The sequence below is a fragment of the Arthrobacter sp. 01N442 genome (assembly GCF_056399345.1).
Genome location: NZ_JBFTRD010000001.1, coordinates 481,357 through 494,395, shown reverse-complemented (window position 1 = coordinate 494,395; position 13,039 = coordinate 481,357). Strand labels below are relative to the sequence as shown.

Annotated in this window: 9 protein-coding genes; 6 read left to right on the top strand and 3 right to left on the bottom strand. The window is 68.3% G+C overall.

Features of this window, described 5'->3' with window-relative positions:
- Positions 1-133: 133 nt before the first annotated feature.
- Complete coding sequence (locus AC1DNC_RS02245) at positions 134-1,321, bottom strand: FAD-dependent monooxygenase (protein ID WP_476860924.1); 1,188 nt, start codon at positions 1,319-1,321, stop codon at positions 134-136.
- Between the two features lie 169 nt (positions 1,322-1,490).
- Between AC1DNC_RS02245 and AC1DNC_RS02240 the strand changes: the two genes are divergently transcribed.
- The 3 genes from AC1DNC_RS02240 to AC1DNC_RS02230 all read left to right on the top strand — a co-directional run bounded on the left by AC1DNC_RS02240 (position 1,491) and on the right by AC1DNC_RS02230 (position 5,232).
- The gene (locus tag AC1DNC_RS02240; RefSeq protein WP_476860923.1) at positions 1,491-2,816 is read left to right on the top strand and encodes an APC family permease; all 1,326 of its coding nucleotides are present in this window, start codon (positions 1,491-1,493) and stop codon (positions 2,814-2,816) included.
- Positions 2,813-4,132, top strand: a complete 1,320-nt coding sequence (locus tag AC1DNC_RS02235) for a DUF2254 domain-containing protein (RefSeq protein WP_476860922.1) — start codon at positions 2,813-2,815, stop codon at positions 4,130-4,132. The genes AC1DNC_RS02240 and AC1DNC_RS02235 overlap by 4 nt, the downstream gene beginning before the upstream one ends.
- A gap of 110 nt (positions 4,133-4,242) precedes the next feature.
- Positions 4,243-5,232 (top strand): GNAT family N-acetyltransferase, encoded by a 990-nt coding sequence (locus tag AC1DNC_RS02230; RefSeq protein WP_476860921.1) that lies wholly within the window; start codon positions 4,243-4,245, stop codon positions 5,230-5,232.
- Between the two features lie 45 nt (positions 5,233-5,277).
- Here the strand turns inward: AC1DNC_RS02230 and AC1DNC_RS02225 are convergent, their stop codons facing one another.
- The gene (locus AC1DNC_RS02225; RefSeq protein WP_476860920.1) at positions 5,278-5,796 is read right to left on the bottom strand and encodes a DinB family protein; all 519 of its coding nucleotides are present in this window, start codon (positions 5,794-5,796) and stop codon (positions 5,278-5,280) included.
- Positions 5,797-5,859: 63 nt separating this feature from the next.
- Between AC1DNC_RS02225 and AC1DNC_RS02220 the strand changes: the two genes are divergently transcribed.
- Positions 5,860-6,243, top strand: a complete 384-nt coding sequence (locus AC1DNC_RS02220) for a VOC family protein (protein ID WP_476860919.1) — start codon at positions 5,860-5,862, stop codon at positions 6,241-6,243.
- 599 nt (positions 6,244-6,842) lie between these two features.
- On the opposite strand, the gene AC1DNC_RS02215 is transcribed toward AC1DNC_RS02220, so the two are convergent.
- Positions 6,843-9,365: a DNA gyrase/topoisomerase IV subunit A gene (locus tag AC1DNC_RS02215; RefSeq protein WP_476860918.1), complete on the bottom strand. Its 2,523-nt coding sequence runs from the start codon at positions 9,363-9,365 to the stop codon at positions 6,843-6,845.
- A 68-nt stretch (positions 9,366-9,433) separates the two neighbouring features.
- Between AC1DNC_RS02215 and AC1DNC_RS02210 the strand changes: the two genes are divergently transcribed.
- Together AC1DNC_RS02210 and AC1DNC_RS02205 are read left to right on the top strand one after the other, a co-directional pair.
- Positions 9,434-12,169: a bifunctional acetate--CoA ligase family protein/GNAT family N-acetyltransferase gene (locus AC1DNC_RS02210; protein ID WP_476860917.1), complete on the top strand. Its 2,736-nt coding sequence runs from the start codon at positions 9,434-9,436 to the stop codon at positions 12,167-12,169.
- Between the two features lie 98 nt (positions 12,170-12,267).
- Positions 12,268-13,011, top strand: coding sequence for a DUF5998 family protein (locus tag AC1DNC_RS02205; RefSeq protein WP_476860916.1), 744 nt, complete (start codon positions 12,268-12,270; stop codon positions 13,009-13,011).
- The last annotated feature ends 28 nt before the right edge of the window (positions 13,012-13,039 follow it).

Here is a 13,039-nt window from a genome sequence, read left to right as displayed (position 1 = left end):
CGCCGCCGGACACTTGTTCGTCGAGTTGCTCGAATTTTTCACGGAAGCCGGCGTTATGCCTCGGCAGTGGCCGCAGTAGCGGAGCTGCGCAGGCCCAGTCTGGTCCCGTCATGGGTAAGCGGTCAAGAACGGCTCACTTTGCGATCCGGCCAACGATCTGGCGGGCCACTAGCCGGTCGATGCCGGGCAGATGGCTGGCCCGGATGACCCAGCGACGCAGTAGGCGCTGGGTCCGGTTCGCGGGCAGGAACGAGGCAGCGGCGCGCCTGCCAGCGGCCTGGGCCTCCTCGACCACCGGCCTCCAGCGCCGTTCGAATCCGGCAAGGGCAGGGCTGATTCCCTCGGCTGCGGCCACTGGCCCCAGCATGTCCGCCAGCAACGCCGATCCGGCAATGGCGAGCGAACCGCCTTCGCCCGCCAGCAGCGACACCGCCCCGCAGGCGTCACCCACCAGGGCGGTCCGCCCACGCGTCCAGCCCGGCATCACAATCTGTGCCACCACATCGTCGTACGGGTGTTCGGGGCAAAGTTCCAGCAGTCTCTCGACCGCCGTACCCAGCCCGGCGAACTCACGGCGCAGCCGCTCCCTCGGCGCCTCGGACCGCAACTGCCCTGCCGCCTCAACGGCATGCCGGTAAACCAGGAAAGCTGCCACTTGATCCGAGCGAAGACTGTAGAGCCCGACGAGCCGGCCGATGCTGTCGGTGAGGACGAACCGGTTCCGGAACCGGGCATTCAGTCCCGGGTCGGTCACGATGCAGGCCGCGGCGCGCATGCCCAACGGGCGCAGGTACTCGTCCTCCGGACCGAAAATCAGGGCCCGGACGCTGGAGTGGATGCCGTCGGCCCCGATGAGAACGTCCGCGGTGAGGGTCTGCTCCAGTTGGCCGCCGACGACAACGCGCACGCCGCCGTTCTCCTCCCACGCCCGGGAAACCGGCACCCCGTACCGCACCAGCACCCTGTCGGCGGGTACGTCGTCGAGCGCAGCGAGCGCGGCGCGCTCCATGTCGGGGCGCAGCAGGCTGAGGACTTTGCCGCCGGCGAGCCGGGCAAACTGGTCGAAGTCGAGGCTGGCCGTGGGGCGTCCCGCCACATCGACATACTCAGCCGCCTCGACGTGGTAGGCGACGGCGGCGAGCCGCGGGGAGAGGCCGATCCTCTCCGCGGCCTCCACGCCCGGACCAAAGAAATCCATCATGTAGCCGTCGGGACGCGGAGCGGCCGATTTTTCGAGGATCTCGACGTCCCAGCCGGCCATACCCAGCTGGCGCGCCACGACGAGGCCCGCAATGCCAGCCCCCACAACCACAGCCTTCATGGCGCGCCTCCACCGCGAACCGGATCGGCCGGGCCCAGGAAGCGGCGCAGGAAGCGCCGTCGATTTCTGGAACCCGCTGATTCATTCTTTGCTCCAAGGACCTCGCCTGGCAACTATCCTGGTCAGGCCCGGGCCGGGCGGCTCCACCGCCGCGGCTAGACTCGTCGTCATGGCTGATGATTCAGAGAAGCTGTCCCTGGCCGGTTCCGTCTCCCTCGGGACGGGGGTGATGGTTGGAGCAGGGATCTTCGCTTTGGTAGGCCAGGTGGCCGGCCTCGCGGGGGGCCTGGTGCCAGCGGCGTTTCTTGCCGGAGCGGTCGTGGTCGCCTTCAGTTCCTACTCCTATGTGAAATACTCCGGAGCCAACCCGTCCTCCGGCGGCATCGCCATGCTGCTCAAGGCTGCTTACGGACCCGGTGTCATTGCAGGATCGTTCTCGCTCTTTATGTATGTATCCATGGTGGTCGCGGAGAGTCTCCTAGCCCGGACCTTTGGCACCTACCTGCTTCGGCCCTTCGGCCTGCAGGGTTCAACGCTGCTGGTGCCGGCCCTGGGTGTGGCGGCGATTGCCGCCGCCGCTCTGGTCAACGTGTTCGGCAATACCTTGGTGGAGCGGTCGGCGACCGTCACGGCCGCGGCCAAGATCGTCGGAATCGCGGCGCTGGCGATCGCGGGCCTGCTGGCCTCGGGCTGGTCCTCGCTCGGGACTGCGCTCACCGGCGGGTCGGGTGAACCTCCGCAGCAGGGCATTCTCGGCTTCCTGGCCGGCACAACGCTCTGCATCCTGGCGTACAAGGGGTTCACCACCATCACCAACCAGGGCGGTGACATCAAAGAGCCCAAAAAGAACATCGGCAGGTCCATCATCATTTCCCTGGCGCTGTGCACGGTCATCTACCTGCTGCTCACGGTGTCGGTTACCGGCGGCCTGAGCGTCCCGGAAATCATGAAGGCCCGGGATTACGCCCTGGCACGGGCCGCCGAGCCGCTCTTCGGCACCTGGGGGGTTGGCCTGACCATCGCCCTGGCCGTTGTCGCTACGCTCTCCGGCCTGCTCGCCAGCCTATATTCAGTGTCCAGGCTCTACGCGATGCTCCAGGAGATGAAGCAGGCTCCGGCACTTCCGGGAAAGGTCAAACACCAGCCCCTGCTCATAACCGCCGGCCTGGCGATCCTGGTCACCGTCTTTTTCGACCTGAGCCAGATAGCCTCCCTCGGCGCCCTGCTGTATATCAGCATGGACATCGCCGTGCACTCGGGCGTCATCCGTCACCTGCACCGGGACATCGAGGCCGCGAGGTGGGTTCCCGCCGTCGCGATCATCCTGGACCTCGCTGTCCTGGGGGCGTTCGTTCTCGTCAAGGCCGAGCAGGACCTGCTCACCCTGGGTGTGGGCGCCGCCCTGGCCCTGGCCATCTTCCTGGCCCAGTGGTGGGCCGTCAAACGCCGCGACAACAGTGGCGACGCCGCCGACCGCCAGCAGTCAACAGTATGATTCGGCGAATCCGGGCCGCCTTCCGCGCCCGACTGTGGCCGATCCCGGTCCTCGCCGTGGCCCTGGCCGTGGCGCTGGGCGTCGGGCTGCCCGCGCTCGACAACCTGCTGGACGAGCGCATGCCGGGGGCGCTGGAGAACTACCTCTTCAGCGGCGGACCGGAAGCCGCCCGCGCGGTACTGCAGGCCATCTCCGGATCCCTCATCACCGTCACCTCCCTGACCTTCTCCCTCACCGTCGTGACCCTCCAGCTGGCCAGCAGCCAGTTCTCCCCGCGGCTGCTACGCACGTTCACCAGCGACAGCTTCGTGCATTGGACCCTGGCGCTGTTCCTGGGGACCTTCTCCTATGCGTTGACGGTCCTTCGGAGTGTTCGAAGTTCCGCTGAGAGCCGGGACGAGTTCGTCCCCGATATTGCGGTAACGGTGGCCTTCCTCCTAGCCCTGGCCAGCGTTGTAGGCCTGGTCCTTTTCCTGGCGCACCTGACCCGGGAGATCCGGGTCGAGACCATGATGAAGAACGTCCATGCCGAAACCGCCGCCACGATCGAGCGCGTGATTCCCAAGGACCCGGCCCCCGGATCAAGCCAGCCCGCGGGGCCCGCCGCGGCACGCCTGGCGGCCGGTTCGTCCGGCTTTCTCAACTCGGTTGACGCAGTAGCAGTGGTCGACGTCGCCCGGGCTGCCGGCGCCATCATCCGGATCGACGCATGGCCCGGGGAATCCCTGATTGCCGGCGTTCCCTTTGCCACCGTCTGGGCGGCAGGGGAGCGCGAAGAGTTCACGGCTGCCGAGCTCGAGGACCTCACCCGGCGACTTGGCGACGCAGTGACCATAGGCTTTGAGCGCACGAACGATCAGGATCCCGCCTTCGGCTTCCGTCAGTTGGCCGACGTCGGTGCCCGTGCCCTGTCGCCCGGGACGAACGACCCGACGACGGCTGTGCACGTCATAGGCCACCTCTCCGGCCTGCTGTGCGTGCTGGCCGGCCGGGAACTGCGCGACGATGCCGCGAACGACGACGACGGCGTAATCCGTGCCATCCTCGCCAAGCCCGGCTTTGACCATTACCTCTCCCTTGCCGTTTCGCAGATCCGGCACTACGGCATGCAGGACGCCGACGTTGGAAACCGACTGCTGGCGCTCTTCGAAGAAGTCAGCTGGTGCGACCGCCGGGGTGCCCGGCGCGCCGCCCTCGAAACCCGGCTCACGGAACTTCGGGAGAGCATCGACCACCACGAATACAGCAGCGCCGAAAAACGGGCCCTGCTTGAACGCTATGAGCAGCTCCGTATCGCTGTCACTCCAGGTTCATAACCCTGACGACGGCGCGGAAAATGGCTTCCCCTCCCAATGGCTTGGACCGTGCAGCGTCGCAGGCCGAACCGGTGCTGGCGCGGGGGTAGGGCCGCCGTTAGCCTGTAGCCATGACTGGACACAGCGGACCGGAGGCTAGCCTCGACCCCCGCCTGGACTGGCGGCCGGCCGGCAGCGCCGAGCTGGAGGACTGGGCCGCCCTGATCGCCCGGACAGCCGCCGTGGAGCGGCCAGTCTGGTTTGAGCGGCGCGAAGACCTGGCCCAGCTCCTCGAGTCCCGGACCAACCCGGTGGGCGACAACAGCGTCCTCGGCTTCGACCGCCACGGAGTCGCACGCGCCTATGCCAGGATCACCAAGAACCCTGACGGGGACAAGGCCGTCGGATTCGGTTGCGTGGACCCCGACTGGCAGCACCGGGGCGTCGGATCCGGGCTCCTGGGCTGGCTGGAGGCCCGGACCCTCCAGCGGTTCGCCGACGACGGCGGTCCTGCCGGGCCGCGGCTGCGTGTCTACATGGAAGAGCAGCACACCCACCAGGCCGCACTCTTCGAGGGCCGCGGCTACCGGGTTGTCCGCTACTACAACGAGATGCACCGGCCGCTGGCCCAGGCCTTCCCCGTGCCGGAGTTGGACGACGGGCTGGAGCTCGTGGGCTTCGGGCCGGCGCTGCACGAGGCCGTGAGGCTGGCCCACAACGATGCCTTTCGGGACCACTGGGGCAGCGAGCCCCGCGACGAGGAGGCCTGGAGGTTTGTGGTGAACGATCCGCAGGCACGGCCGGACCTGAGCGGCGTCGTCGTCGAGAAGTCCAGCGGCAAGGTGGCCGGCTACCAGATCGCCAGCCACGACGCCGACAACGCAGCTGACCGCGGCTTCAAGGAAGGCTATACCGACCTGCTGGGGGTGCCTCGGGAGTTCCGGGGCCGGGGGATCGCCAAGGCGCTGCTTGCCGACGCCATGCGCCGGTTCGCCGCGGCAGGAATGGATAAAGCTTCGCTCGACGTCGACTCGGAGAATCCCACCGGAGCCCTGGCGCTTTACACCAAGATGGGATACGTCGCGGTCAACCGCAGCATGGCCTGGGACAAGGAGCTGTAGCGGGCCAGCTATCCGTCCTGCCTTCGCCGGCTATCCGTCCACATGCTATCCATCCACGTCGTGGAGGTGGTGTACGACGTCGTGCATGAAGTACTGCGCGAAGGTCAGCACGGTGAACTTCGACCCGTTGCTGCGCGTTCCTCTCCGGCCCCAGTCCTGCTCCGGCACCCGGCCAAAGGACGCGGCGATCTGTTCACCCTCGGCTGTCAGGGTGGTGCTTACCTCGGCGGGGTCGGCGCCGGCGTAGTCCTGTTCCAGGGCGGTCCGGTCCTGGTCCCAGTCCTCGAAGCGGGCGTCGTCCTCGGTGAGCATGAGGTCGAGCCGGTGGTCGAACAGCGTGAACACGTCCCGGACGTGGCAGGCGTACTCCAGGGCCGACCAGGTGTCCTCGTCCGGGCGCACAGCGGCATCGGGGCGCCGAAGCACGGAACGCCAGCGCGGCAGCATGCTGGCCAGCTTTCCCGGCGCCGTCGCCGGGGTGCAGGCGGAGGCGTCGAAAAAACACTCGGGGCAGGGCCGTGAGAGCACCCAGGTCCAGTCTTTTTGATCGGGCACGATAGGCATGGGAGCAGTCTAGGCGAAGGAGTAGTATGCGTTCCGGGGGAAGGGCCTGGAAAGGGATGTGCCATGCTCAAAGACCAGCCGGTCGGCGCCGTGTTGCCGGCCGCGGACCTCGCCCGCGCGCGCGATTTCTACCGCGACAAGCTCGGACTCGAACCGGATAATCCGGGTGCCGAGGACAACCTGCAATACACGTGCGGCGCCGGCAGCAGGTTCATGCTGTACCAGACGCCCAACGCCGGATCGGCCAAGAATACCCAGATGGGCTGGATGGTTCCCGACGTCCGGGCCGCGGTCGCCGAGCTCCGCGGGGCAGGGGTGGTCTTCGAGGACTACGACTTCCCGGGCCTGAAGACCGAAGACGGCATTGCCACCCTGCCGGACGGAAGCTCCGCAGCGTGGTTCCTGGACAGCGAGGGCAATATCCTGAACCTCAACTCGGGGATGTAGCGGCGGCGGGCTGGTTCGGGGTTCGTTCCGGGGTTGCCGCGGGTTCGCCGCGTCGGGGTTCGTCCATGAGCCAAGCCGGCGGTTCGCCACAGGTGGCCGCTAACCCGGGCTCTTAGCGGCCCTTCTTGGCGAATGGGCGGCCCCGGTTCCCCGAGTCGGTCTTTTTGCGGCCAGGGGTGGTGAATGGGTGGAGTTGGTCTGCGCGCCGAGTTTGCCGAGACTCCACCCTGGCCGTTCGCCACAGATGGCCGCGAACGCGGGCTCATAGCGGCCATATGTGTCGTATGCGTGGACTCGGTTCCCCCCGCGCCGAGTAACGCCCGTGACTCCACCCCGGCGGTTCGCCACAGATGGCCGCTAACCCGGGCTCATAGCGGCCCTTTTTGGCGAATCGGCGGACTCAGTTCCCCGCGCCGGGCCTCATAGCGGCCATATGTGGCGAAAGGGCGGACTCGGCTCCCCGCGCCGTGGAATTTTGAGGCTCCACCCCGGCGGATCGCCACAGGTGGCCGCTAACCCGGGCGTCGTAGCGGCCATATTAGGCGAATGGGCGGAATCGGTTCGAGCACCGCCCCCGAGCACCGCCCACCCCGCAGCCCCTACCCCTCCGCGGTAGCGTCCTCCGCGGCCCAGGCCGTGCTCGGGCCGATCGCATCGATGGCCTGGGAGAGCGGGATGCCGGAGCCGTCGCGGCGGCCGTGCTCGCCGGGGAGCGAACGTGCCACCCCGGCCAGCGAGGACGCCTTCGCCGGGCCGTGTCCGGCCCAGGCGAGCAGCAGGGTGTCCTCGCCCTTGAGGAAGCGGTGTGCACGGACGCCGGCGGTCCCGCGGCCCTTGGCCGGGTACTCGGCCAGCGCGGTGACCTTGGCGGCGCCCGGCGCGGTGCCCGGGAGTGCGCCCTCGGTGCCGGCGATGGTGACCACCACGGCGGCGTCGTCGGTGGCGAGGGCGGTGCCGAAGTGCAGCACCCGGTCGCCGGCGGCCAGCTTGATGCCGGCCATTCCGCCCGCGGTTCGCCCCTGCGGACGGACGGCGGAGGCGCTGAAGTGCAGCAGCTGGGCCTGGCGCGTGATGAAGACCAGTTCGACGTCGTCCGCGGCGGCAGGCTCGACGCCCACCACGGTGTCCTTGTCCTTGAGGGAGATCACTTCCCAGTCCTCGCGGTTCAGCGGGTAGTCCGGCTGGACGCGTTTGACCACGCCCTGCGCGGTGCCGATCGCCAAGACCTGATCCAGCGGCGCGAAGGCCACGAGGGATTCGCCCTTGAGCAGCGTGATGAAGTCCTTGGCCGGGACCCCGCCGGCCATGTTCGGGGTTCCGGAAGTGGGCGGAAGCACCGGCATGTCCATCACCTGGAGCCGGAGCATGCGGCCCTGGGACGTCACCGCGGCGATCTCGCCGCGCGCCGAGGTCTTGACCACCGAGCGGAACACGTCGTGCTTGGTCCGCGGACCGGATTCGGCAAGGCTGTCCTGGTTGGCCGTGCGGGCGATCTGGCCGGACGCCGTGAGGATGGCCCAGCAGGGGTCGTCGGCGATCTCCAGGGCCAGCGGGGCGGCCTTGCCCTTGGCGCCGGGCGCGGCCGCGAGGGCGGCGGCGACCGTGGGGGAGACGGCCTCGGATTCGAGCAGTACCGTCCTTCGCGGCGTGCCGTACTTGTCCGCGAGCTCGCCGAGTTCGTCGGAGACCAGCCCGCGCAGCAGCTCGGGCGAGTCCAGGATGGCCTGCAGCTCGGCGATTTCGCGGCGCAGCTCGTCCTGTTCCTTCTCCAGCTCGATTCGTGAGTACTTGGTCAGCTGCCGGAGCCGCAGCTCCAGGATGTAGTTCGCCTGGATCTCGGAGAGATCGTAGATGGACATCAGCCGGGTGCGGGCAGCGGCCGATTCGTCCGAGGAGCGGATGATCTGGATGACCTCGTCGATGTCCACGATCGCGATCAGCATGCCCTCGACCAGGTGCAGGCGGTCCTTCTTCTTGCCCAGGCGGAAGGACGTGCGGCGGCGCACCACGTTGATGCGGTGGTTCACGTAGACGGAGAGCAGCTCCAGTAGGCCCAGGGTCTGCGGCTGGCCGTCCACGAGCGTGACGTTGTTGATGCCGAAGGAGTCCTCCATCGGCGTGTAGCGGTACAGCTGCTGCAGCACTGCGTTCGGGTTGAAACCGTTCTTCAGCTCGATCACGAGCCGCAGCCCGTGCTTGCGGTCGGTGAGGTCCACGATGTCGCTGATCCCGGTCAGCTTCTTGCCGTTGACCGCGTCCTTGATCTTTTCGATCACCTTTTCCGGGCCCACCATGTACGGCAGTTCCGTGACCACCAGGCCGGTGCGGCGTGCCGAGAGCTGCTCGACGTCGACCTTGGCCCTGGTCTTGAAGGAGCCGCGGCCGGTGGCGTAGGCGTCGCGGATGCCGTCCAGGCCCACGATCCGGCCGCCGGTGGGCAGGTCCGGGCCCGGGACGAACTTCATGATGTCTTCGAGCGTGGCGTCCGGGTTCGCAATCAGGTGCCGTGCCGCCGCCACCACTTCGCCCAGGTTGTGCGGGGCCATGTTGGTGGCCATGCCGACGGCGATGCCGGTGGCGCCGTTGACCAGCAGGTTCGGGAACGCCGCCGGAAGCACATCCGGCTGGGTCAGCTGGTTGTCGTAGTTCGGAACGAAGTCCACCACGTCCTCGTCGAGGTGGTCCGTCATGGTCAGCGCCGCCGCCGCCAGCCGGGCCTCGGTGTAGCGCGGTGCGGCCGGGCCGTCGTCGAGCGAGCCGAAGTTGCCGTGACCGTCGATCAACGGAAGCCGCAGGGAGAAGTCCTGCGCCATCCGGACCATGGCGTCGTAGATCGCCGTGTCGCCGTGCGGGTGCAGCTTGCCCATCACTTCGCCCACCACACGGGCACTCTTGACGTGGCCGCGGTCCGGGCGCAGGCCCATCTCGCTCATCATGTACAGGATGCGGCGCTGGACGGGTTTGAGACCGTCGCGGGCGTCGGGCAGGGCCCGGGAGTAGATGACCGAATAGGCGTACTCCAGGAACGAGCCTTCCATTTCGGAAGTGACGTCAATGTCGACGATGTTCTCTGTGAAGTCCGGGGCTTCCCCTGCCGGGGGCGTGGTTTGGCGGCGTGCCATGAGGCTGGTGGGTCCTTCTACGGGGGTACTAAACGGGTACTGCGCAAGTTTATGGCTAGGCTAAGCCTATGGTGGATCAGCCCGTGGAAGGCGTATATCCGGAACATTGGGAAGCCGATGTCGTGCTGCGCGACGGCGGCACGGCGCACCTGCGCCCCATCCACCCCGCGGACTCCGACGCGGTGCAGGCCTTCCACGTGGGTCAGTCGCAGAAGTCGATCTACATGCGCTTCTTCGCGTTCAAGTCCAAGCTTTCCGCCAAGGAGCTCAAACGCTTCACCGAGGTCGACTACAAGGACCGGGTGGCCCTGGTCATCACCATCGGCGGCGAAATCATGGGCATCGGCCGTTACGACCGGCTCGATGACCCGGAAGAGGCGGAGGTGGCCTTCAACATCGCGGACGCGCACCAGGGCCGCGGCATCGGCTCGATCCTGCTCGAACACCTCGCCGCCGCGGCCAGAGAAAACGGGATTCGAAAGTTCAGCGCCGAGGTGCTGCCGGAGAACCGCAAAATGCTGATGGTCTTCTCCGACGCCGGCTACGACGTCAAACGGCACTTCGACGACGGCGTCGTGAGCCTCGAGTTCAACATCGACCCCACGGACAAGTCCCGGGCCGTGATGGAATCGCGGGAACACCGCGCCGAGGCCCGCAGCATCCAGGAACTGCTCGCCCCGTCCTCCGTCGCCGTCATCGGGGCCAGCCGCAAATGGGGAACCATCGGCTACCAGCTGCTGGAGCACATCATCGAAGGCGGCTTCACCGGCCCCGTCTACGCGATCAACCCCGAAGCCCTCGAACTGGCCGGGATGCTGTCCTTCGCCAAGCTCTCCGAGGTTCCCGGCCCGGTCAAGCTCGCCATCATCGCCGTTCCGTACGATGAGGTGCCCAAGGTCGTCCAGGAATGCGGCGAAGCCGGCGTCAAGGGAATCGTGGTGGCCACCGCAGGCTACGCGGACGACGGCGAACGCGGCCTCGCCCGCCAGCGCGACCTGGTCCGGCAAGCCCGTGCCAACGGCATGCGCGTGATCGGCCCGGCTTCGCTGGGCATCGTCAACACCAACCCTGCCGTGTCGCTCAACGCCTCGATGGCACCCTCGCTGGCGCGCCGCGGAGGCCTTGGCCTGTTCAGCCAGTCCGCGGCGATCGGCGTCTCGCTCTACGCCGCCTCCAGCCGCCGCCGGGTGGGCATCTCCACCTTCCTCTCCGCCGGGAACCGTGCCGACGTCTCCGGCAACGACATGATGCAGTTCTGGGAGGACGACGCCGACACCACCGCCGTCGGGCTCTATCTCGAATCCATCGGCAACCCGCGCAAGTTTTCCCGGCTGGCCCGGCGGCTGGCCCGGACGAAGCCGGTGATCGTGGCTAAATCCGATGCCATGGGCCTGAACCTGCCGCCAGGCCACGCCGTCCGCACCACGCAGGCGCCGGCCGAGGCGCTGGACGCCATGATGCGCCAGGCCGGGGTGATCCGGGTGGAGACGATTGAAGAGCTGATGGACGTCGCCCAAATTGTCTCCAGCCAGCCGCTGCCAAAGGGGCCCGGCATCGCCGTCTTCAGCAACTCGAGCGCGCTTGGCAAGGTGGTGGCGGACAGGGCCCTGGCCGCCGGCCTCGGCGTCGAGCGCGTCGTCGCCGACGTCGATCTGGACGCCGGCATGTCCCGGGCGTTGCCTGCGCTGCGCCGCAGCCTGCAGGAGACGCTGACCATTGATTCGGTGCACGCCGTGGTGGTGGCACTGTTGCCGGCTCGCGGGCTGACGGTTGAAAAGATCGGTGCGGTGCTGGCCGAGTGTTCGGCGGCCGCCGGCAAGCCGGTGGTGGCTGCATTCACCGGCCTCCTCGACCCGTCCATCTACGTCGAGGGCATGGTCGGCGCCGCCGACGAAGCCGCGGCAGCCGCGAATGCCCGGGAAGGCACCGGCCTGGAACCGGCCGCGGGGGTGCCCTGCTATTCAAACCCGGGGGCCGCCGTCGCGGCCCTCGCCGCGGTGGTGCGCTATGCCCAGTGGGTGGTCCGTGACCAGGGGTTGTTCGTGGAGCCGGAGGGCTGCGACCCGGAGGGCGCCCACGAAGACTTGGAGGAGCTGCTCCGGCCCGTGGGCGGCGAGCAGCTGGTGCGGCTGGATCCTGCCTCGGCCGCGAAGCTGCTGGGCCGCTACGGCATCCGGGTGCTGCCCTCGGAAGGATTCGAGACAGAAGAGGACGCCGTCGCAGCGGCGGAACGGCTCGGCTGGCCGGTCGCGCTGAAGACCACGGACCCGGCGCTGCGGCACCGCCTCGACCTGGGCGGCGTCCGCCTGGACATCCAGGACGCCGACTCGCTGCGCCGGAACATCGCCCAGATGCGCAAGTCGCTGCAGCGCTATGGTTCGCCCTCCCTCGAGGTGCAGTCGATGGCCCCGGTGGGGCAGGCCTGCACCTTCCGCGCCATTGAAGACCCGCTGCTGGGACCGGTGGTGTCCTTCGGGCTGGCGGGCGACGCCGTCAACCTGCTCGATGACTGGGCGCACCGCGTTCCGCCGCTCTCCGGCTCCGACGTGCACGACTTCATCCGCGCACCCCGCGCGTCGCGCAAACTCTTCGGCTATCAAGGCCTCCCCGCCGTCGACGCGGCCGCGCTCGAGGACCTCGCGGCCCGGCTGACCCGGCTCAAGGACAACCACCCGGAGATCGCGCTGGTGGAGTTCAACCCGGTCCTGGCCGGACCCGACGGCGCCGTGATCCTGGCCGCCGACGTCCGGATTGCCAACGCCGCCCAGCGCACGGACACCGCCCGGCGCGCCATGCGCAGTTAGGCAGTGCAATTAGGCGGTGCAGTTAGGCAGCGCAGTTAGCCAGTGCAGTTAGCCGGCGCAGTTAGCAAGTCCCCAGCCGATCTGTGAAAATGGAAGCCATGAGCTCCCAGCCTCCAGCATCCCAGCCCCACGCGTCCGTCTCCGGCCGCCACGGCTCCCCGCACCCCGGCCTGCATGACCACAGCGCGCAGGGCCAGAGCCTGGAAGCGGCACTCCAGCAGGCTGGTTTCTACCCCCGCCTGGTGGCGGACGTGGTCGCGGACGCCCTGGACGGCCGGGACTGCGTGGCCCACCTGGTCCACCTCGAGACACACTTCGACCGGGCGGAAGTGCGCCGGCACATCACCGTACTCGTGCTGACCGAGGACATGCTGGTGATCACCCATGTGGACGACCAGCAGCTCGACGAAGCCGGCGAGCAGATCGTGGCCCAGGTCTCCACCGAGTCCGTGCCGGTGACCCAGATCCGCTCCGTGGTGCTCAGCTACGTTTATGCCCAGCCGCAGGACTACAAGCCTTCGGATCCGGTCCGGGAGCTGACCCTTTCGATCGCCTGGTCCGGCGGCCAGCGCCTGGACATGGGGCCGGCCAGCTGCGGTGACCCGCAGTGCGAGGCAGACCACGGCTACAGCGGCACGATCGCGCAGGAGGACATCGTCCTGCGGATCAGTGCCGAAGCCGACGGCCTGCAGGCCGTCCAGGACGCCAAGCTCTTCGCCCGCGCGCTCCGGGCTGTGAACACCGGGGCCACCGCCCCCGCCCCGCACGGCGTCTCCTCGCTCCCGCAGCGTACCCGCGCCGGTGTCTTCGGAAACCGCCTCAGCCGCGGCCACCAGCGCTGAGATGGTGCCGGTCCGCGCCTCCGGGTCC